Annotated in this window: 20 protein-coding genes; 7 read left to right on the top strand and 13 right to left on the bottom strand. The window is 68.9% G+C overall.

Annotation, left to right across the window (positions count from 1 at the left end; genetic code table 11):
- Positions 1 to 17: 17 nt before the first annotated feature.
- The gene (locus PQ455_RS06975; protein WP_273690413.1) at positions 18 to 551 is read right to left on the bottom strand and encodes a J domain-containing protein; all 534 of its coding nucleotides are present in this window, start codon (positions 549 to 551) and stop codon (positions 18 to 20) included.
- 106 nt (positions 552 to 657) lie between these two features.
- On the opposite strand from PQ455_RS06975, the gene pdxH reads away from it, so the two are divergent.
- Both pdxH and PQ455_RS06965 read left to right on the top strand, forming a co-directional pair.
- Positions 658 to 1,239 (top strand): pyridoxamine 5'-phosphate oxidase, encoded by a 582-nt coding sequence (gene pdxH / locus PQ455_RS06970; protein WP_273690411.1) that lies wholly within the window; start codon positions 658 to 660, stop codon positions 1,237 to 1,239.
- On the top strand, positions 1,236 to 2,021 hold the full coding sequence (locus PQ455_RS06965; protein WP_273690409.1) for a PhzF family phenazine biosynthesis protein: 786 nt from the start codon (positions 1,236 to 1,238) through the stop codon (positions 2,019 to 2,021). Before pdxH ends, PQ455_RS06965 begins: the two co-directional genes overlap by 4 nt.
- Positions 2,022 to 2,044: 23 nt before the next feature.
- Here PQ455_RS06965 and PQ455_RS06960 read toward each other — a convergent pair whose 3' ends face one another.
- The 6 genes from PQ455_RS06960 to PQ455_RS06935 form a co-directional block, all read right to left on the bottom strand.
- Positions 2,045 to 2,869, bottom strand: a complete 825-nt coding sequence (locus PQ455_RS06960; protein ID WP_273690408.1) for an arylamine N-acetyltransferase family protein — start codon at positions 2,867 to 2,869, stop codon at positions 2,045 to 2,047.
- A gap of 14 nt (positions 2,870 to 2,883) precedes the next feature.
- Positions 2,884 to 4,173: an adenylosuccinate synthase gene (locus PQ455_RS06955; RefSeq protein ID WP_273690406.1), complete on the bottom strand. Its 1,290-nt coding sequence runs from the start codon at positions 4,171 to 4,173 to the stop codon at positions 2,884 to 2,886.
- Between the two features lie 18 nt (positions 4,174 to 4,191).
- Positions 4,192 to 5,301: an ATP phosphoribosyltransferase regulatory subunit gene (locus PQ455_RS06950; RefSeq protein WP_273690405.1), complete on the bottom strand. Its 1,110-nt coding sequence runs from the start codon at positions 5,299 to 5,301 to the stop codon at positions 4,192 to 4,194.
- A complete protein-coding gene (locus tag PQ455_RS06945) occupies positions 5,298 to 5,690 on the bottom strand; it encodes an endonuclease domain-containing protein (protein ID WP_273690403.1) in 393 nt (130 codons plus the stop codon). The genes PQ455_RS06950 and PQ455_RS06945 overlap by 4 nt, the downstream gene beginning before the upstream one ends.
- 47 nt (positions 5,691 to 5,737) lie before the next feature.
- Positions 5,738 to 7,315 carry a phosphoglycerate dehydrogenase gene (gene serA / locus PQ455_RS06940; protein WP_273690401.1) on the bottom strand — a complete coding sequence of 526 codons (1,578 nt, stop codon included), beginning with the start codon at positions 7,313 to 7,315 and terminating at the stop codon, positions 5,738 to 5,740.
- A gap of 135 nt (positions 7,316 to 7,450) precedes the next feature.
- Positions 7,451 to 8,605, bottom strand: coding sequence for a phosphoserine transaminase (locus PQ455_RS06935; RefSeq protein WP_273690400.1), 1,155 nt, complete (start codon positions 8,603 to 8,605; stop codon positions 7,451 to 7,453).
- Between the two features lie 129 nt (positions 8,606 to 8,734).
- On the opposite strand from PQ455_RS06935, the gene PQ455_RS06930 reads away from it, so the two are divergent.
- Both PQ455_RS06930 and rsmD read left to right on the top strand, forming a co-directional pair.
- A complete protein-coding gene (locus PQ455_RS06930; protein WP_273690399.1) occupies positions 8,735 to 9,652 on the top strand; it encodes a pseudouridine synthase in 918 nt (305 codons plus the stop codon).
- 1 nt (position 9,653) lies between these two features.
- The gene (gene rsmD / locus PQ455_RS06925) at positions 9,654 to 10,172 is read left to right on the top strand and encodes a 16S rRNA (guanine(966)-N(2))-methyltransferase RsmD (RefSeq protein ID WP_273690397.1); all 519 of its coding nucleotides are present in this window, start codon (positions 9,654 to 9,656) and stop codon (positions 10,170 to 10,172) included.
- Positions 10,173 to 10,344: 172 nt separating this feature from the next.
- On the opposite strand, the gene PQ455_RS06920 is transcribed toward rsmD, so the two are convergent.
- Together PQ455_RS06920 and PQ455_RS06915 are read right to left on the bottom strand one after the other, a co-directional pair.
- Complete coding sequence (locus tag PQ455_RS06920; protein ID WP_273690395.1) at positions 10,345 to 10,782, bottom strand: hypothetical protein; 438 nt, start codon at positions 10,780 to 10,782, stop codon at positions 10,345 to 10,347.
- A 74-nt stretch (positions 10,783 to 10,856) separates the two neighbouring features.
- Positions 10,857 to 10,988, bottom strand: coding sequence for a hypothetical protein (locus PQ455_RS06915; RefSeq protein WP_273690393.1), 132 nt, complete (start codon positions 10,986 to 10,988; stop codon positions 10,857 to 10,859).
- Positions 10,989 to 11,092: 104 nt separating this feature from the next.
- Between PQ455_RS06915 and PQ455_RS06910 the strand changes: the two genes are divergently transcribed.
- The gene (locus PQ455_RS06910; protein ID WP_273690391.1) at positions 11,093 to 12,265 is read left to right on the top strand and encodes a glycosyltransferase; all 1,173 of its coding nucleotides are present in this window, start codon (positions 11,093 to 11,095) and stop codon (positions 12,263 to 12,265) included.
- On the opposite strand, the gene PQ455_RS06905 is transcribed toward PQ455_RS06910, so the two are convergent.
- The 3 genes from PQ455_RS06905 to PQ455_RS06895 are packed head-to-tail and all read right to left on the bottom strand — an operon-like array spanning position 12,262 to position 15,202.
- The gene (locus tag PQ455_RS06905; RefSeq protein ID WP_273690389.1) at positions 12,262 to 14,064 is read right to left on the bottom strand and encodes a glycosyltransferase; all 1,803 of its coding nucleotides are present in this window, start codon (positions 14,062 to 14,064) and stop codon (positions 12,262 to 12,264) included. The genes PQ455_RS06910 and PQ455_RS06905 overlap by 4 nt on opposite strands.
- On the bottom strand, positions 14,061 to 14,756 hold the full coding sequence (locus PQ455_RS06900) for a glycosyltransferase family A protein (protein ID WP_273690387.1): 696 nt from the start codon (positions 14,754 to 14,756) through the stop codon (positions 14,061 to 14,063). Before PQ455_RS06900 ends, PQ455_RS06905 begins: the two co-directional genes overlap by 4 nt.
- 8 nt (positions 14,757 to 14,764) lie before the next feature.
- Positions 14,765 to 15,202, bottom strand: a complete 438-nt coding sequence (locus tag PQ455_RS06895; protein WP_273690385.1) for a PqqD family protein — start codon at positions 15,200 to 15,202, stop codon at positions 14,765 to 14,767.
- 114 nt (positions 15,203 to 15,316) lie between these two features.
- Here PQ455_RS06895 and PQ455_RS06890 point away from each other — a divergent pair, with 114 nt between their 5' ends.
- Positions 15,317 to 16,423 (top strand): nucleotidyltransferase domain-containing protein, encoded by a 1,107-nt coding sequence (locus PQ455_RS06890; protein ID WP_273690383.1) that lies wholly within the window; start codon positions 15,317 to 15,319, stop codon positions 16,421 to 16,423.
- Positions 16,407 to 18,110 (top strand): ABC transporter ATP-binding protein, encoded by a 1,704-nt coding sequence (locus PQ455_RS06885; RefSeq protein WP_273690382.1) that lies wholly within the window; start codon positions 16,407 to 16,409, stop codon positions 18,108 to 18,110. Before PQ455_RS06890 ends, PQ455_RS06885 begins: the two co-directional genes overlap by 17 nt.
- A gap of 21 nt (positions 18,111 to 18,131) precedes the next feature.
- Here PQ455_RS06885 and tpiA read toward each other — a convergent pair whose 3' ends face one another.
- Positions 18,132 to 18,875 (bottom strand): triose-phosphate isomerase, encoded by a 744-nt coding sequence (tpiA, locus tag PQ455_RS06880; protein WP_273690381.1) that lies wholly within the window; start codon positions 18,873 to 18,875, stop codon positions 18,132 to 18,134.
- Positions 18,876 to 18,892 lie beyond the last annotated feature (17 nt).

The following is an 18,892-nucleotide window of genomic DNA, read 5'->3' as shown; positions in this document are numbered from 1 at the left end:
GGGGGAGGATAGACAGGCTACGGCTTGTACGTCCGCCGTTCCTCCGCCACCCGCAGCACGTCGAACGCGGCCTGCGCCTTGCGGAAGCGTTCGGCGGCGCCCGGATCGTTGGGGTTCACGTCCGGGTGGTTGGCCTTGGCCATGCGCCGCCACGCCAGCTTGATATCCTCGAAATCGGCGTCGGTCTCCAACTCCAGCGCCTCCAGCGCGCGCATCTCGTCACGCGATCGGGTGCCGTCGCCGGGGCCGGACCAGCCATAGTGGGAAGCATTGGCGAAGCCCGAGGCGTCGCGCCTCTCGCCCGCCTCGCGTTGGGCGGCCTCCTCGGCGGTCAGCCCCTCGAAATAATTCCAGTTGCGATTGTATTCGCCGGCATGGTCCTCGCAGAAATACCAGCGTTCGGGGCTGTTGGGGGATTTGGGCGCGGGCCGGTCACCCGGCTTGTCGCAGCCGTGGCGGTCGCACATGCGCACCTGCGTCGCCCCGCGATCGCTGCCGTAGCCGCGCCAGCGGGGGAAGCCCCAGTCGTTGGATCGGGTGAAGCGCGCCATCGCCCCCAGATAGCGACTGGGGGCGGCACCCGCTACGGGGGTGGGGAGAAAAGCTTTGTCCCCGTCATCGTTTCGCGCCCGGCCAAAACCTTATAGGAGGCGCCGCATGACCGACGATCCGCACGCTCTGTTCGACGCCTGGCTCGCCGAGGCGGTCGCCAGTGAGCCCAACGACCCCAATGCGATGGCGCTCGCCACCGCCGATGCCGTCGGCCGGCCCTCGGTGCGGATGGTGCTGCTGAAGGGGCATGATGCGCGCGGGTTCGTCTTCTATACCAATCAGGAAAGCCGCAAGGCGGGCGAGATCGCCGCGAATGGCCATGTCGCGCTGCTTTTTCACTGGAAGTCGCAGCGGCGGCAGGTGCGGGTCGAGGGGCCGATCGGGCCGGTGACCGACGCCGAGGCCGACGCCTATTTCGCCAGCCGCGCGCGCGATTCGCAGCTGGGCGCGTGGGCGTCGGACCAGTCGCGCCCGCTCGCCAGCCGGGAGGCGTTCGAGGAGAGGTTCGAGGCCGCCAAAGCGCGGTTCGAGGGGGGCGAGGTGCCGCGCCCGCCGCACTGGTCGGGCTATCGTGTTGCGCCCGAACGCATCGAATTCTGGCAGGATCGCGCGCATCGACTGCACGAACGACGCCTGTTCACCCGCACATCCGATACCGCATGGACCGAAGGGCTGCTGTTCCCATGACCGACTATCGCTTCGTCCAGGTCGACGCCTTTGCCGACCGGCCGTTCACCGGCAACCCGGCGGCGGTGATGCCGCTGGAGGCATGGCTCGACGATGCCACGCTCCAGGCGATCGGCGAGGAGAACAACCTCGCCGAAACCGCCTTCACCATCCCCTGCGCCGATGGCGAGGCGGATTACGAATTGCGCTGGTTCACGCCGGCCGTGGAGGTGGTGCTGTGCGGCCATGCGACGCTCGCCAGCGGCCATGTGCTGATCGGCGACCGCGATGTCGTCCGCTTCCGCACGCGCAAGGCCGGCATCCTGACGGTCGCGCGCGATGGCGACGGCTATGCCCTGTCGCTGCCGGCGTGGGGGCCGGAGCCCGCCCCCCTGCCCGACGCCACCCGCCTGATGGGCGGCGCGCCGGTCGAGACGCTGCGCCACCCCGGCGGCTATGCGGTGCTGGTGTATGAGAATGAGGCCGCGATCCGCGCGTTGGCGCCCGATTTCGCGGCGATGAAGCCGCTGGGCGACACGCTCTACATCGCCACCGCCCCCGGCGAAGTGGCGGACGTGGTGAGCCGCGTGTTCGCGCCGGGCGCGGGGATCGACGAGGATCCGGTGACGGGCTCCGCCCATGGCGTCATCTCGCCTTATTGGGCCAGGCGGCTCGGGCGGGACAGCTTCACGGCGTTCCAGGCCTCGGCGCGCGGCGGCCACCTGACCTGCCGGATCGAGGGCGATCGCGTCGTGCTGGGCGGGACGTGCGTGACGGTGATCGAGGGCGTGTTCCGGCTCTGAACGGGCGAGGTGACTATCTTGCCCTAGAACAACCCCAGCGCCGCCACCTCGTCCGCGCTCAGCTGGATGCCGAACAGCATCCCCAACCGGATGCGATAGACCCTCGGATCGGTGATCTCGCTCGCCACCGTCTCGCCCTTGGTGAAACGCTTATACTCCCGCCCCGTCAGCGCCGCGAAGCCGGTCGGCAGCGGCAGGCTGACGATGCGGAGCTGGGTGAAGCGCGAGGCCGGGTGGGTCGCGGCGAAATGCGCGCCCATCTCCAGATCGGCATCGAACACCGGCGCCAGCGAGAAGCTGAACTGGTCCTGCCAGACATCGCCCTCGCCGCGCCCGTCGGTCGAGCCGGCCGGGCCGTGGCGGCTGACCACCCATTCGAACACCGGATCGCGGGCGAGGCGGAAGCGGGCGCCGTCGGGGGCTTCCACTTCCTCGCCATCGACCAGCGGCATCGGCGGGGAATAACTGCCGCCGAAGCCCGCGTCGGCGATCCAGTCCTGCCCGTCGACCGTGACGAGGCTCAGCACATGCGTCCGCGCCGTCACGCCGGGCTGGCCCAGCCGCACCCGCGCCAGCACCGGCCGCACGTCGAAGCCGATCGCCACCAGCGCGTCGTGGAACAGGCGGTTATGCTCGAAGCAGAAGCCGCCGCGCCGGCCGGTCACGAGCTTCTCGAACACGCTCTCGCCGTCCACCCGGATCGGCCGGCCGAGGATCACGTCGAGATTCTCGAACGGGATCGCCAGCCGGTGGGCGCGCTGGATCACCTGCAATGCCTCGACATCGGGGATCGCGACATAATCCTTGAGCGCGATCCGCTCGAGGTAGGCGGCGAGATCGAAGGCCATCAGCGCCGCTCCGGTCAGTCGAGGAAGGGATCGCGCACGAGGATCGTGTCCTCGCGCTCCGGGCTGGTCGAGACGAGCGCCACCGGGCAGCGGATCAGCTCTTCCACGCGGCGGATATATTTCACCGCCTGCGCCGGCAGATCGGCCCAGCTGCGCGCGCCGGCGGTCGAGCCCGACCAGCCCTCCATCGTCTCGTAGATCGGCTCCACGGCGGCCTGGTCGCGCGGGTGCGGCGGGAGATAATCGTAGGTCTTGTCGCCCAATTTGTAGCCGGTGCAGATGCGGATCTCGTCGAACCCGTCGAGCACGTCCACCTTGGTCAGCGCGATGCCGGTGATGCCGGACACGGCGGCCGACTGGCGCACCAGCACCGCATCGAACCAGCCACAACGGCGCTTGCGGCCGGTGACGGTGCCGAACTCATGCCCCGCGACGCCCAGCCGCTCGCCGGTCTCGTCGGCCAGCTCGGTCGGGAACGGGCCGGAGCCGACGCGCGTGGTATAGGCCTTGACGATCCCCAGCACGAAGCCCGCCGCCGACGGGCCGAGGCCCGATCCGCCCGCCGCCGTGCCCGCGATCGTGTTCGACGAGGTGACGAACGGATAGGTGCCGTGATCGACATCGAGCAGCACGCCCTGCGCGCCTTCGAACAGGATGCGGCGGCCGCGCTGGCGGGCGGCATCGAGCGTGCGCCACACCGGGCCGGCATAGGGCAGGATATCGCCGGCGATATCGCGCAGTTCGGCCATCAGCGCGTCGCGATCGATCGGCGCCACGCCGAAGCCCGCCCGCAGCGCGTCGTGATGCGCCATCAGCCGATCGAGCTGCGGCCCGAGATCGTCGAGATGCGCCAGATCGCACACGCGGATCGCGCGGCGGCCGACCTTGTCCTCATAGGCGGGGCCGATGCCGCGCCGGGTGGTGCCGATCTTGCCCGCGCCGCTCGCATCCTCGCGCAAGCCATCGAGGTCGCGGTGGAAGGGCAGGATCAGCGGGCAGGTCTCGGCGATCTGGAGGATTTCGGGGGTGATCGTCACCCCCTGCCCCTTCAGCTTGGCCACCTCATCGCGGAAGTGCCAGGGATCGAGCACCACGCCGTTGCCGATCATGCTCGGCGTGCCGCGCACGATGCCCGAAGGCAGCAGGCTGAGCTTGTAGACCTGATCGCCGACGACGAGCGTATGGCCGGCGTTATGCCCGCCCTGGAAGCGGACGACGACGTCGGCGCGGGCCGACAGCCAATCGACGATCTTGCCCTTGCCCTCGTCGCCCCATTGCGCGCCGATCACCGTGACGTTGGCCATCGTTCAGTCCTTGAAATGTTAGAGCGCGACGGCGACCGGGCCGTCGAGTCGATGGGTGCAGCCGTCGGGCCGGTCTTCCGGCGACAGCGCGGCGATGGTGATCCAGCCGGCGCGGCGCATCTCGCGCGCGACGCGGGCGTCGTGGCCGAGCGGCAGGAACAGGCGGCGGCGCGGTTCGGTGCCGAGGCCCGCATCCACCAGCGGATCGATATAGAGCGAGAAGCCGACCGCCGGCTCCTCCGCGCCCGAGGGGTGGACGATCGTGTAGCTGCCGCCGCGCCCGATCTCGCCCGAAAGCCCCTCGGCGAAGAAGGAGAAGCCGATCCAGCTTTGATATTCGAAGCCGTGGCGCTCGGTCGGGTCGAGCGTGAGCGTCACCCGCCCCGCCAGCGCGCGGCCGATCGCCTCGATCCCGTCAAGCCGGCTCTGGAGCGCGGCGGCCCCATCGAGCGCGCGCAATCGGGCGAGCGCGCCCTCCAGCGGGCCGGCGGCGGCGACGAACGGCAGATAGGCTTCGGCGCCCAGCGCGGCGAGGCCGCCGGCGTCCTTGCCGTCGAGCATCTCGCGCACCTCATCCACCCGCCACGAGGGGAGCGGCAGCGGGCCGGCGGCGAGCGTCTCGACCAGATCGGGAAGCGTGAGATCGATCGTGATGGCGGTGATCCTCGCCGCCTCCAGCGCCTCGATCGCGACGGTGAGCAGTTCGACGACGCCCGCGACGCTGTCGAGGCCGATCAGCTCGGCCCCCGCCTGCGTCAGCTCGCGCTCGGGGCGAAGCTGGGTGGCGCGCAGTTTCAGCACGGGGCCGCCATAGGCCAGGCGCAGCGGGCGCGGCAGATGCGCCATGCGGGTCGCGGCGATGCGGCCGACCTGCGCGGTCATGTCCGGCCGGAAGGCGAGCGTGCGCTGCGACAGCGGATCGACCAGCCGCAGCAGATCCTGCGCGCGCGCCGATTTCAGCCGGCCAACGAGGCTCTCCTCATATTCCACCAGCGGCGGGGAGACGCGATCATAGCCGTTGCGGCCGATCGCGACGATCACCCGATGCAACAGCCGCGACGCCGCCTCCGCCTGCGGCGGCAGCCGATCGCGAAGCCCTTCGGGGAGGAGGCCGGGGGAGATGGTCAAAGCCCTCTCCCCTCCGGGGAGAGGGTTGGGAGAGGGGCAGACGTGGCCGCGAACGCCGCGAGGATGGCGTCGGCCATTCCCTCGGCATTTCCCATCACTTCGGCGTTGGAGAAGCGCAGCACGCGATAGCCTTGCTGTTGCAGAAAGTCGGTTCGCGCGGGGTCATAGCGATATTGCAGCGCATGTGTATCCCCGTCGATCTCGATCGCGATACGATGTTGCCGCGCCGCGAAGTCGAGGATGTAGGGCGCGACGACCACCTGCCGCGTGAATTTGATGTGGGAGAGGCGATGCGCCCGCAGGATCGACCAGAGCTTCGCCTCGGCCGGCGTCGCCTCGGTCCGCATCCGGCGCGCCCGCGCCTTCAGCGTTTCATCCAGCTTCGGCATCCTGCCCCTCTCCCAACCCTCTCCCCGGTGGGGAGAGGGCTTTCACATCAGAACCGCAGTGCCTTCACCGCCTTCACGCCCGGCATCGTCTTGAGCTGGGCCATGACCTCGCCCTCGACCGGGCTGTCGACCGAGAGAAGCAGCACCGCCTCGCCCTTGGCCGCGCGGCGGCCGAGGTGGAAGGTGCCGATGTTGACGCCGGCTTCGCCGAGCGTGGTGCCGAGACGGCCGATGAAGCCGGGGGCGTCCTCGTTGACGATGTAGAGCATCTGGCCGCCCAGATCGGCCTCGACCTTGATCCCGAAGATCTCGACCAGACGCGGCTCGGCATTGGCGAAGAGCGTGCCGGCGACCGACTTGGAGCCCTCCTCGGTCTTCACCGCGACGCGCACCAGCGTGTGGTAATCGCCCTCGCGATCGTGCCGCACCTCTCGCACGTCGAGCCCGCGCTCCTTGGCGAGGAACGGCGCGTTGACCATGTTCACGGTATCCGAATGGACCCGCATCAGGCCGGCCAGCACCGCGCCGGTGATCGGCTTCTGGTTGAGTTCGGCGGCCGCCCCCTCGACCTCGATCGACACGGCCTTGATCGCATCGCCCTCGAGCTGGCCGACGAGGCTGCCGAGACGTTCGGCCAGCGCCATATAGGGCTTCAGCTTGGGCGCCTCCTCGGCCGACAGGCTCGGCATGTTGAGCGCGTTGGTGACGCCGCCCGACATCAGGAAATCGGCCATCTGCTCGGCCACCTGGATCGCCACGTTGACCTGCGCCTCGTTGGTCGAGGCACCGAGGTGCGGGGTCGAGATGAAGTTGGGCGTGCCAAACAGCGGGCTCGCCTTGGCGGGCTCCTCCACGAACACGTCGAGCGCGGCGCCGCCGATATGGCCGCTGTCGAGCCCCTCCTTCAGCGCCGCCTCGTCGATCAGGCCGCCGCGCGCGCAATTGACGATGCGAACGCCCTTCTTGGTCTTGGCCAGCGCCTCGGCCGAGAGGATGTTGCGGGTCTGCTCGGTCAGCGGCGTGTGGAGCGTGATGAAATCGGCGCGCGCCAGCAGCTCGTCCAGCGTAACCTTCTCGATACCCAGATCGGTCGCGCGCTCCGGGGTGAGGAAGGGATCGTAGGCGACGACCTTCATCTTCAGGCCCAGCGCACGATCGGCGACGATCGACCCGATGTTGCCGGCGCCGATCAGGCCGAGCGTCTTGGAGGTGACCTCCACGCCCATGAAACGGTTCTTCTCCCACTTGCCGGCCTGGGTCGAGCGATCGGCCTCGGGAAGATCACGGGCGAGCGCGAACATCAGCGCGATGGCATGTTCGGCGGTGGTGATCGAATTGCCGAACGGCGTGTTCATCACGACCACGCCCGCCGCCGAGGCCGACGGGATATCGACGTTATCGACGCCGATGCCGGCGCGGCCGACGACCTTCAGGTTCGTGGCGGCAGCCAGAACCTCCTTGGTCACCTTGGTCGAGGAACGGATGGCGAGGCCGTCATACTCGCCGATCATCGCGATCAGCTCGTCCTTGGTCTTGCCGGTGATCTCATCCACCTCGACCCCGCGCTCGCGGAAGATCTTGGCGGCCTGGGGGTCCATCTTGTCGGAAATCAGTACTTTGGGCATGAAAATTCTCCCTCTCCCCTTTGGGGAGAGGGCCGGGGAGAGGGGCAGTCTCTCGAAGCCGGCCCTGAATGTTGCAGGATATGAGGGACTGCCCCTCTCCCAACCCTCTCCCCAGCGGGGAGAGGGCTTTGAAGGTCAGCCGCGCGCGGTCTGCCAGGCCCAGTCGAGCCAGGGGCCGAGCGCCTCGATGTCCGTCGTATCGACGGTGGCACCGCACCAGATGCGCAGGCCGGGCGGGGCATCGCGATAGCCCGCCACGTCATAGGCCGCATCCTCGGCCTCCAGCAGCGAGGCCATCTTCTTGACGAGCGCGAGCTGCGCTTCCTCGTCGAGACCCGCCACCGCATCGGCCGCGAACTTCAGGCAGACCGACGTGTTCGAGCGCGAGGCCGGATCGACCGCGAGATGCTCGATCCACGGCGTCGCCTGCACCCACGCATCGAGTGCTGCGGCATTGGCGTCGGCGCGATCGATGAGGCCGGTCAGGCCGCCGAGGCCCAGCGCCCATTCCAGCGACCAGATATAATCCTCGATCGCCAGCAGCGACGGCGTGTTGATCGTGTCGCCCTTGAAGATGCCCTCGATCAGCTTGCCGCCTTTGGTCATGCGGAAGATCTTCGGCAGCGGCCAGGCGGGGGTGTAGCTCTCCAGCCGCTCGACCGCGCGCGGGCCGAGGATCAGGACGCCATGCGCGCCCTCTCCGCCCAGCACCTTCTGCCAGGAGAAGGTGACGACATCGAGCTTCTCCCACGGAATGTCCTGCGCGAAGCAGGCCGAGGTGGCGTCGGCGATGAGGAGGCCTTCGCGGTCGCCCTTGATCCAGTCGCCGTTCGGCACGCGCACGCCCGAGGTCGTGCCGTTCCAGGTGAGGACGATATCGGTCGACTGGTCGAGCGCCGCCAGATCGGGCAGTTCGCCGTAGCCGGCCTTCACCACCTTGGCGTCGATCTTCAGCTGCTTGACGACATCGGTGACCCAGCCCTCGCCGAAGCTCTCCCAGGCGACCATCGTCGCCGGGCGGGCGCCCAGCATCGACCAGAGCGCCATCTCGACCGCGCCGGTGTCCGAACCGGGGACGATGCCCAGGCGATAGCCTTCGGGCAGGCGCAGGATGCGGCGGGTGAGGTCCATCGCATAAGTGATGCGGCTCTTGCCGAGCTTGGAGCGGTGGGAGCGGCCGAGCGACGCGGTGGCGAGGCCTTCGGCGTGCCAGCCCGGCGGCTTGGCGCAGGGACCGGACGAAAAATGCGGACGCACCGGCTTTGCCGCCGGGCGGGGGTACTCAGTCATATAGTCTCTCCTCACAGAGAGCACGCGCCGCGTTGGGACGGCGTGGCCCGGCGCCGCGTTTAGAGACGTGCCGGGGCCTGTCAACCACGGATGGTTACGCTGCGCGCACTTTGCGACTAAGGGACCACAATGTCCCAACCTCCCAAGAAGCTGAAACGCGAACCCGATCGCCCGCTCAAGAGCGGCAAGGGCGACGAACAGCGCATCGCCAAATTGCTCGCCCGCGCCGGCATCGCCTCCCGCCGGGAGATTGAGCGCATGATCGAGGCCGGGCGCGTTGCGATCGACGGTGTCGTCATCGATACCCCCGCCACGGTGCTGACCTCGCTCCACAAGGTGACGGTGGACGGCCAGCCCGTCGCCGCCCCCGCCCCTGCCCGCCTGTTCCGCTATCACAAGCCGGCGGGCGTGCTCACCGCCGAGCGCGATCCGCGCGGCCGGCCGACGATCTACGACAAGCTGCCCCCCGGCCTGCCCCGGCTGGTGCCGGTCGGCCGACTCGACATGAACACCGAGGGGCTGTTGCTGCTCACCACCGACGGCGGGCTCAAGCGCCAGCTGGAACTGCCCTCGACCGGCGTGCCGCGCAGCTACCGCGCGCGCGCCTTCGGCAACGTCAGCCAGGAACAGTTGGAGGATCTGATCGAGGGCGTCGAGATCGAGGGCGTCCGCTACGGATCGATCGACGCCAATCTCGAGCGGCGGACCGGCGCCAACACCTGGATCGAGATGAAGCTGACCGAGGGCAAGAATCGCGAAGTGCGCCGCGTCCTCGAATTTCTCGGGCTTCAGGTGAACCGCCTGATCCGCACCGCCTACGGCCCCTTCCCGCTCGCCGATCTGCCGGTGGGCGCGGTGGACGAGATCAAGCAGCACGACCTCGTCGCCTTCCGCAAGACCTTGAAGGAGGCACCCGCCGGCCCGGCGCAGGGCACGGCGAAACGCGAGGATGGCCTGCCCTCCAATCGCGGCCGCCCGGCCGATGCCGCGCGCGAACGGGCGCCCGCCCCGATTCGCCGCCGCCGCCCGGCGCCACGGGAGAGCTGAGGTGCGGATCATTGCCGGACAATGGCGCGGGCGCACCCTCGTCTCCCCGCCGGGCGACGCCACCCGCCCCACCGCCGATCGCACCCGCGAGGGCCTGTTCTCGATGCTGGCGAGCCGGCTGGGCAGCTTCGAGGGGCTGAAGGTCGTCGATATCTGCGCGGGCACCGGTGCGCTGGGGCTGGAGGCGCTGTCGCGCGGCGCCGCCCACTGCACCTTCGTCGAGCGCGACCGCGCGGCGCAGGAGACGCTCAAGGCGAACATCGCCAAACTCGACGCCGCCAGCACATTGGAGCCGCGCGCGGCGGAGAATTATCGCGGCGGCCCGTTCGACCTGATCCTGATGGACGCGCCCTATGGCACCAACCTGACAGCCAAGGTCTTCGCCAACCTCTCGACCGCGCCCGGCACCTGGGCGAGCGTGGAAACCGCCAAGGCCGAGACGGTCGCGGTAGAGGGCTGGACCGTCGATGCCGAGCGGGTTTTCGGCAAGGCGAAGATCACGCTGCTGCGGAAGGATTGACCCCACCCGTCATTGCGAGCGCGGCGAGGCAATCCCGTTCCGGCGGCAGTGTTCGATCGAGAGGCTGGATTGCTTCGCTTCGCTCGCGATGACGAAGCACATAAGAAACGAGGGGCGGCCTGCGTGGGCCGCCCCTCTCCTCTCCCACCCCTTCAACGGGTAGCTTGTCCGCTCAGGCGACCGCCGGCTCGACTTCCGGCTCGGCCTTTTTCGTGCGCGATTTCACTTTCTCGACCAGATCGTCCTTGGCCTTCACGATTCGCTCGCGGCCGACGGTCGCGGCGAGCCCCGCGATGGCGCCGACGGCGGCGACACCGGCGGCCACGGCGATACTCTTGGCGGTCACCGGCGGCGCCTTGGCGACCGCGCTCTTGGCGGCGGCCTTGGTCTTGGTGGCGGCCTTCTTCACGGCGGCGACGGGCGCGCTGTCGGCCGGTGCCTTGCGGCGGGCTGCGGGCTTGGCCGTCGCGGCCTTGGCGGTGCGGGTGCGCGCGGCCGGCTTCGCGGCCTTGGCGGCGGTGGTCGTCTTGGTCGTTCCGGTGGCCTTGGCCGCGCGGGTGCGGCGCTTCGGCGCGGCGGCGGGTGCGTCAGTGCTGGTCTCGTCGACCATGGCCATCTCCTGCGAAAAACATGTGTCGGAAGCGTCAACCGCCAAGCGCGCTGACGGTTCCGAAACGATCGCGCTCATTCGCCGGTGGAATCCGAATTCCGCCCCCGTGCCCACGCATAGAGAAACCCGAAGGCGAACACGAAGATGGTCGCGCCGATCAGATATTTGAGCGGCTCGGGCACGGTGCTGACGATATCGAAGTTCATCCCGCATGAACGCCGCAATGCTGCAAACGCTCCCTGCCCGCACGGCGAAGCATTTCGCAAACTGGCACGCGAATGTAACGAAAATCGCTTAAGCCACTCGGGCGATGCTCAATCAGCCCGAATCGGCCTTCGCCATTTCCGATGCCCCGCAGGGCGGGCGCATCGCCATTATCCTTTTCGATCTGTCCGCGACGGGCGTGGTTCGCAATGCCATCGCCATTGCCAACCATCTCGCCGAGCGGGGGTACAAGATCGACCTGGTGGTTTGCGCGATGCGCGGGCCCTTGCGTGGTTTCGTGTCTCCCGCCGTGCGTCTGGTGGATTTGGGATCCGCACAGGGTATCGCGTCCCGGTGGCTATTGCTGTTGCGCGCTATTCCCGATCTGGCGACTCACCTGCGGCGCTCTCGTCCAGACGTTCTGCTGTCGCCAGGCAACCACCTTCACCTGTTCGCACTGCTGGCGAGTGCCGGGATCGGTGGACTGCATCGCATCTACCGCATCAGCAATGAACTCGATCCCGACCGCGGCGGGCCATTGCTGCTGCGGCCTTTCATATGGGCAAGCCGCCGGTTGAGCCTGTCGCTGATCGGGCTTTCGGCGACGCGGGTGCTGTTCGTCTCGTCGATGCTGGCACGCGGGCGCGGACTGCCGGCGCCGCTACGTCGCAAGGGCATAGCGATCGACAACGGCGTGAACATCTCTGCAGTCCGTGCCGCCGCCGCCATCCCGCTGCCGGACGACTGGCGCCCTCGCGACGTACCGCTCGCCATCGCGATCGGCCGGCTCTCGGCACAGAAGAATTACACCACGCTGATCGAGGCACTCGCCATCGCCAATCGCACCCGGCCGATCGACCTGCTGATCCTGGGCGACAAGGCGGGACGCCGTGCCAGGCTGATGAACTGGGCGGCGCGATGCGGTGTCGCCGATCGGGTCGAGATTCGCGCCAGCACCGCCAACCCGTTCCCGCTGCTCGCCGCCGCCGACCTGTTCGTGCTGCCTTCGCTATGGGAGGGCGCGCCCAATGTGCTGCTGGAGGCGATGGCGTGCGGCAAGCCGGTAGTCGCGTCCAGCAGCGCCGGCAATGCGGGCGCGGTGTTGGAGAACGGGCGCCACGGTCGGCTCGTCGATCCCCGTTCGGCCGACGAGATTGCGGCGGCGATGCTGGCGCAGATCGGGCCGGATCGGTTGCTGCCGCATGATCGCGTACTGGATTATGATCTCGGCCCGGTGCTGCGCCGGATCGAGCGCATCTGCGGCGAGGTTCTGGCCTAGCGCGCCTTCGCCAACAGGCCCGCCGCCCGGCGGCGTTCCAGCGCCTTCTTGATCGCCCGTAGCTCGTTCATCTCGACCGCAGACTTGCCATGCGTCATGTTGGCACCATGGCGGCGGACGATCAGACTGATCTGCTCGACCCGCGTCACCCCCAGACCGACTTCCTCGGCACGGCGATACCAATCCTGATCCTCGCCGAAGATCATGTCCTCGTCGAAGAGTCCCACGCGGGTGAAGGCTTCGCGACGGTAGAGCGCGGCGCCGATATAATAAGGAAAGGCCTCACCCGGATTGCCGACGAAACTGTAGGCGGCCGGATCGTCCGGGTCGATCCGTGCGAGTTGCCCCCGACCGATCGCCACATCGCGATCCTCGCCCAGCGCCGCAATGAGCGAGGCGAGACGGTCGACGGGCCAGAGATCGTCCACGTCGAGGAAGGCGATCAGATCGCCGCTGGCGTTGCGGATACCACGATTGCGCGCGGAGGCCGGGCCGGCGTTGGTCTGGCGGAGGAAGCGCACCTCGACCGGCAATGCCGCCACCACCCTCTCGATATCGTCGGTCGATCCATCGTCGACGACGATGATCTCGGCCGTCGGATATTGCTGCGCGAGGATCGATTGCACGGCTTGCGGCAGGAAATGCGCGCCGTTGAACACGGGGATGATGACGGAGAGCGGCGGCCGTACATCGTGCGACGCGGCGGCCGGCACAATCACTTCACCCGCGAGCAACCGGCCGAGAGCGCCCGGCACGGCGCGAACGTCATGCCCCAACACGATCCGCGCCGTCTCCAGCCGCGCGGCCAGCGCCCCGACGAAATCGTGGGTGGCTCGGCCGGCATGAGGCAGTTGCGACATGGTGGTGAAGGCGGCGGCCTGATGGAGTTCGGCCGGGGCGATCGGCTCGAAAAGGGTCTCCGCCGTTTCGCCGAAGCGCGGCGTCAGCAGCCAGCGCAGCGGCAGGCCTTGGGCGATCTGACAACTGCTTGCGGGATATAAGCGGATCACCGCTTTCTCGTCGGTATCGGGCTGGCTGCGATCGACCAGCGGGACCAGCTCAGGCAGGAGATCGAGTTGCTTCGGCACCAGCTTCGCGGTGGAGTAGAGCGTATAGGCCACCGGTTCGGGATCGAACCCGACCACGACATAATCGTCGCCGGCAAAGGCCATGCCCTCGGCGAGCGCGACCAGCGACGTGGTCGATTTGCCGACCCCGCCGCGGCCGGTGATGAGGACGCCGCCGTTCGCATCGCCCACCACGGCGGCATGGAGCAGATGCAGCCCCCGCGGTTCCAGCAACCAGTGAAACATCGTCCGCATCGGCGAGGAGCGCGCCCAATAGGGCAGAGCCTCCGGCTTCGCGATCCAGCTCGCACCGATGCCGGTTTCCATATCGAGCACGCAGACCGAATAATCGCTCCAGTGAAAGGCGCTGCGGAAGTGGCGGCTCTCCATGCCCCAGATGTCGCCGCGATCGGTGAAGGCGGCGCGGGTGACGGGCGGCGGCGGCATGGCGATACCGGTCGATTCGCCATCCCAGACGAGGAAGGTCGCATCGGGCTCGCCCGCATCCGCGACGAGGAGATGCGCAAGCGCCGGCAGATATTCACGCACCATCCGCGCGCCCGCGAAGCGCAGGCGGATACGGACGCCGGCGATCGCGATATCGTGGTCGATCGCCCCGGCGCGTTCCAGCGCCGCCTGCCCGGCCGCCATGGCGGCGGCATGGAAGTCGGCTTGCTCGGCCTCGCTCCGCGCGGGCAGATCGACGCTCTGGATGCCGACCTTCTCGGTCACGCCTGTGCCCGGCGCCGGACGGCGGCCTTGAGGGCACGGAGGTAATCGCCCTTCGCGGCCGGGGAGAGCGTGGAATTGTCGCCATGCACCCGCCGCCGCATCACGAGCGCCTCGACTTGCCCCACCGCCACGTCCGAATCGTCGAGCCTCCCGGACCAGTCCATCATCTCGCTGACGAGGAAAGCTGTGTCGAAGCGGCCGATCCGATCGAATACGTCGCGCCGCACGAGCATCGCGCCGACAAAGCGGGCGACCGCTGCGCCTCGCGGGCAAGCCAGCCGGGCGCGTGTGGCTTCATCCACCTCCGGGCTCATGAAATGTTCGGTCTGGCCAAAGATGCAACTGAGCGCAGGCTGCGCTTCGAGCGCCGCCAAACGGAGCGCGAGGCTGTCGGGCGTCCACAGATCGTCCGCGTCGAGAAAGGCGATCAGCCCCTGCCCCGCCATATCGAGCCCGGCATTCCGCGTAGCGGCAATGCCCTGCTGTGCCTGCGACCGCACGACCACCCGCGATCCGAAGGCGCGGGCGATATCGGCGCTGCCATCGCTCGATCCATCATCGATCACGATGACTTCGGCGGGCGGACGGCTTTGGCCGAGGATCGAATCGAGCGCCTGCGGCAGATAACGCGCGTAATTGTGGCATGGCACGATGACGGAAACCGGTGCGGGCACCGACACCGGCGCGACCATTGCCATACTCAGGCGGCGGCCCCCGGTGCGGCGAGATCGGGCTTCACCGGCCAGCCATAATCCGCGCTCACGTCGTGGATCGGATCGAGCAGGATGAGATCCTGCATGTCGCCATGGCTGACGAGTGACGGCGCGGCATAAGGCAGGCCGGCGAAGTCGACCGGGACGATCGACGGCTTGCCGTCGCTCGCAGCCAGAAGGCCGGCGCCCGTCAACTGATCGACGTAGGCATTGAGGTCGGCCGCGGCCTCGGTTCCCGGATAGGCCATCTCCAGCGCCTGCACGATCTGCACCGTGCCCACACCGGCAACCAGCGCCTCCCAGAGCGGCGCCGCCAGCCCCTCGGCGCTGTGATAGATGCCGGTTCGCACATCCATGATGATCGCCTCGCCGTCGATCACCTCACTCACCACGGTCGGCGCCGCGAGACTGAAGACCCTGTCCATCACCCGAACTCCCCACGGCCCGCGTTACCGCAAATCTATAGGCGGCAGCATTTCATTTCGCTACCGGGTTGCGACGATTGCGTTCCCATCGCCCCCATGGAAAGCTGATCGCCGATGACCCAATTGTGGCCCGACGAGACCCAGCGCCTGCTGCTGATCGCGGCGATGGAACCTGATGCGGCCAAGGCGCTTGTGGCTTTCGATGCCTGGCGCGGGCGGATCGACCTCGACGATCATCTCGATCAGGGCAGCTTTCGCCTGCTGCCCCTGCTCCACGCCAATCTGAAGCGCCATGGCTCGGCCGATCCACTGATGGGGCGGCTTGCGGGCACCTTCCGTCGATCCTGGGCGGCGACGCAGGAAGTGCATCATCAGGCGGCGACGGTACTCGCGCTGCTGCGCGAGGGCGGCGTCGCGACGATGGCCAACAAGGGGCTGGTGCTGGGCCTCACCCATTATGCCCATCCCGCGCACCGGCCGATGTCGGACGTGGACCTGATCGTCCGGCGCACCGATCTGCCGCAGGCGGTGACGCTGCTGCGGGGCGCCGGCTGGATCCCGCAGCACGCCGGGCGCTACACGATCAACTGGCATGACATCATGCTCTACCGTCATTCGGTCGGCTTCCGCGATAGCGCCGGGCGCGAACTGGACCTGCACTGGGCGCCGGCGGGCGAACTCAGCATGGCCTGGGCCGAGGAGCGCTTCTGGGCCGGCGCCCAGCCGATGGCGGTGCGGGGCGAGCCGACCCTGCGCCTGTCGCCCACCGACCTCGCGCTTCACACCGCGCTCCACGGCCTGCGCTACAATGTCATGCCGCCGCTCCGCTGGATCGCCGATCTGGGAATGATCCTCGCCCGCGAAGACGAGGCGATCGACTGGGACGAGATGGCCGATTTCGCCTCCCGTGCGGGCGTGCTGCGACGGCTGGGCTTGGCGCTAGATCATGTCCGCCGCGACTATGGCCTCGCCATTCCCGACGCGCCGATCGCCCGCGGCGCCGCCGTTCGCCCGCGCCTGGCCGAACGAATGGAGAATTGGGCGGCGCTGGCCGATCCGCGCACCTCGCGCGTCCGACGTTTCGTGAAGGGGCGGCCGGTGGCCAGTGTCGCGCGGATGATCCAGAACGACAACGCGCGCCATATCCCGCGCATTCTCGTTCGATGGGCGGGGCGCAATCTGAAGAAATCGGTGAAGAAGGCGCGTGGACGGCTCCGCTGAACCGCCCCCCGCGCGGCGCGCGGCGTGGCGCTGGTATCTCGCCTATCTGCGCGCCCGGCCGGCGATGCTGGCGACCGCCGTGGTGCCGAGCGCCTTCGTCGCGCTGCTGACGCTGCCCGCGCTGTGGCTGCTGCGCTACGCTCTCGATGTCGCGATCCCGGCGCGGGCCATCGGCCTGCTGTTGCTGGCCGGCGGCGGCATCTTCGCGGCACGGGTGCTGTCGGCGGCGTGCGTGCTACTGTTTGCCCACCGCTCGGTTCCCGCGATCCGCGCGACCACGGCGGCCATGCGCGCCGATCTGATCGCCCGGCTGCACCGGCTGCGCTGGCGCGATCATGGCGCGCTGGAGGGCGCGCGCGCCAACGGCCGGATCGTCAACGAGACCGAACGGGTGGAATTGCTGACCCAGGCGCTGCTGTCCACGGTGGCGCCCGCGGTCCTGCCGGTGCTGGTATATGCCGGCGTGCTGATCGCCATATCGCCGCTGCTGGCCGGCCTGTTCCTGATCCTGACGCCGCTTCTGCGCTGGATCGCGCGGGCGAGCGCCAAGCGGCTGCGGCGATCGATCAAGAGCTTTCAGGCCGCCTATGAGGATTTCAACATCGGTACGCAGCATACGGTCGAGATGCTGCCCGTCGTCCGCGCCCAGGGCACGGAAGCGCACCAGCAGGCGGGCCACCGCCGCACCGTCGATGCGCTGGCGCAGGCGGGCACGCGGATGGTGCTGGCGGGCGTCGCCAACAGCCAGACCAACATGCTGGTGACAAGCCTGATCGCCGTCGTGCTGCTGATCGCCGGCGGGATCGCCGTGGCGCGGGACATGTTGAGCCTCGGTGCGCTGGGTGCCTTCGTCATCGCTTCGACCCAGATCAATTCGGCGATGACGTCGATCATCAACGCGGTGCCGGTGCTGATGAGCGGCGACGAGGCGCTGCTGCGGCTCGCCGAGTTTCGCGCGATCGGCCGCGAGGACGTGGCGGGCGGCGGCGGCGTGCCGGAGGGGCGCAGGCGGGTGTCGCTGGACGCGGTATCCTTCGCCTTCGGCCCGCGCCTCATCCTGTCGGGCCAGAGCCTTGCCCTCGGCGACCGTGAAATCCTCGCGCTGGCCGCGCCCAACGGCGTCGGCAAGACGACGGTGCTGGAACTGATCGCCGGGCTACAGGTGCCCGACAGCGGCATTGTGCGGCTAGACGGGCAAGACCTTGCGGGGATCGACGGGGCGGCGTGGCGGCGGCGGATCGGCTTCGTGCCGCAGCATCCGGCCTTCTTCCACGGGACGGTGCGCGAGAATATCTGCTTCGGGCGCGATGCGGTCGATCCGTTGGCGCTGGAGCGGGCGATCCACCTCGCCGCGCTCGATCCGGTGCTGGCGCGGCTCACCGGCGGGATCGAGGCCCGGATGGGCGACCGGGGCCAGATGCTGTCGGGCGGCGAGCGCCAGCGCATCGCCATCGCCCGCGCGCTGATCGCCGACCCCGAACTGCTCCTGCTCGACGAGCCGACCAATCACCTCGACACCGCCGCGACGGCCTTGCTGGTGACCCGGCTGCTTCAGGCGGCGGACCGCCCGACGATCGTGGTGGCGACACACGATCCGGGGATGCTGGCCGAGGCCGACCGGATCGTCGATCTGGTCGAAGGGCGGCTGGTGGAGCGCCGCCGAGACGGCCGGATAGCGGCCGCCTGACCCTTTCCGTGCGTTCGGGGCTCAGCCGAGGGCGGCGCCCGCCTCGATGATCGGTACGAACTGCGCCGCCGTCAGGCTCGCCCCGCCGACGAGGCCGCCGTCCACATCCGGCACCGCCAGCAGCTCGGCGGCATTCTTCGGGTTCATCGATCCGCCATAGAGGATGCGTACGCCCGGCCCTTCGGCGCCGAGCAGCGCGACCAGCTTGGCGCGGATCGCGGCGTGCATGTCGGCCACATCGGCCACGGACGGCGTGCGGCCGGTGCCGATCGCCCAGACGGGCTCATAGGCCACCACCAGGGTCGCGGCGGTGCCGGCGGGCGGGACGGAGCCGGTGAGCTGGCCCTCGACAACGCTAACGGCGTTGCCGGCGTCGCGCTCGGCCTCGGTCTCGCCGACGCAGACGATCGCGATCAGGCCGCCGGTGATCGCCGCCTCGGCCTTGGCGCGCACTTCGGCGTCGGTCTCATGCTGGTCCTGCCGGCGCTCGGAATGGCCGACGATCGCATAGGTGGCGCCCGCCTCGATCAGCAGCGTCGCCGATACGCAGCCGGTGTGCGCGCCCTTGGCGGCGGCATGGCAATCCTGCGAACCGATCGCCACGCCGCGCCCGGCGGCGGGCGCGATCAGGGTGAAGGGCGGGCAGATCGCGACATCGACCGCCGGATTGGCCGCCGCCGCCGCGCCAATCGCGTCGATCTCGGCCAGGGCTGCCAGCGACCCGTTCATCTTCCAGTTGCCGGCGATCAGCTTGCGATTGGCCATTATGTCCCCCTCGTGTG

It is taken from the genome of Sphingomonas naphthae (assembly GCF_028607085.1).
GTDB classification, from domain to species: Bacteria; Pseudomonadota; Alphaproteobacteria; order Sphingomonadales; family Sphingomonadaceae; genus Sphingomonas_Q; species Sphingomonas_Q naphthae.
This window is presented reverse-complemented; position numbering and strand designations above follow the sequence as displayed.

What these genes read in the sequence shown, in the direction of transcription:
- PQ455_RS06960 (WP_273690408.1), bottom strand. Translation starts at nt 2,869, where the DNA reads ATGGCCTTCGATCTCGCCGCCTACCTCGAGCGGATCGCGCTCAAGGAT.
- serA (WP_273690401.1), bottom strand. Translation starts at nt 7,315, where the DNA reads ATGCCCAAAGTACTGATTTCCGACAAGATGGACCCCCAGGCCGCCAAG.
- PQ455_RS06935 (WP_273690400.1), bottom strand. Translation starts at nt 8,605, where the DNA reads ATGACTGAGTACCCCCGCCCGGCGGCAAAGCCGGTGCGTCCGCATTTT.
- PQ455_RS06915 (WP_273690393.1), bottom strand. Translation starts at nt 10,988, where the DNA reads ATGAACTTCGATATCGTCAGCACCGTGCCCGAGCCGCTCAAATATCTG.
- tpiA (WP_273690381.1), bottom strand. Translation starts at nt 18,875, where the DNA reads ATGGCCAATCGCAAGCTGATCGCCGGCAACTGGAAGATGAACGGGTCG.
- PQ455_RS06910 (WP_273690391.1), top strand. Translation starts at nt 11,093, where the DNA reads ATGCTCAATCAGCCCGAATCGGCCTTCGCCATTTCCGATGCCCCGCAG.
- PQ455_RS06900 (WP_273690387.1), bottom strand. Translation starts at nt 14,756, where the DNA reads ATGGTCGCGCCGGTGTCGGTGCCCGCACCGGTTTCCGTCATCGTGCCA.
- PQ455_RS06955 (WP_273690406.1), bottom strand. Translation starts at nt 4,173, where the DNA reads ATGGCCAACGTCACGGTGATCGGCGCGCAATGGGGCGACGAGGGCAAG.
- PQ455_RS06945 (WP_273690403.1), bottom strand. Translation starts at nt 5,690, where the DNA reads ATGCCGAAGCTGGATGAAACGCTGAAGGCGCGGGCGCGCCGGATGCGG.
- PQ455_RS06975 (WP_273690413.1), bottom strand. Translation starts at nt 551, where the DNA reads ATGGCGCGCTTCACCCGATCCAACGACTGGGGCTTCCCCCGCTGGCGC.
- PQ455_RS06890 (WP_273690383.1), top strand. Translation starts at nt 15,317, where the DNA reads ATGACCCAATTGTGGCCCGACGAGACCCAGCGCCTGCTGCTGATCGCG.
- PQ455_RS06895 (WP_273690385.1), bottom strand. Translation starts at nt 15,202, where the DNA reads ATGGACAGGGTCTTCAGTCTCGCGGCGCCGACCGTGGTGAGTGAGGTG.
- pdxH (WP_273690411.1), top strand. Translation starts at nt 658, where the DNA reads ATGACCGACGATCCGCACGCTCTGTTCGACGCCTGGCTCGCCGAGGCG.
- PQ455_RS06930 (WP_273690399.1), top strand. Translation starts at nt 8,735, where the DNA reads ATGTCCCAACCTCCCAAGAAGCTGAAACGCGAACCCGATCGCCCGCTC.
- PQ455_RS06920 (WP_273690395.1), bottom strand. Translation starts at nt 10,782, where the DNA reads ATGGTCGACGAGACCAGCACTGACGCACCCGCCGCCGCGCCGAAGCGC.
- PQ455_RS06965 (WP_273690409.1), top strand. Translation starts at nt 1,236, where the DNA reads ATGACCGACTATCGCTTCGTCCAGGTCGACGCCTTTGCCGACCGGCCG.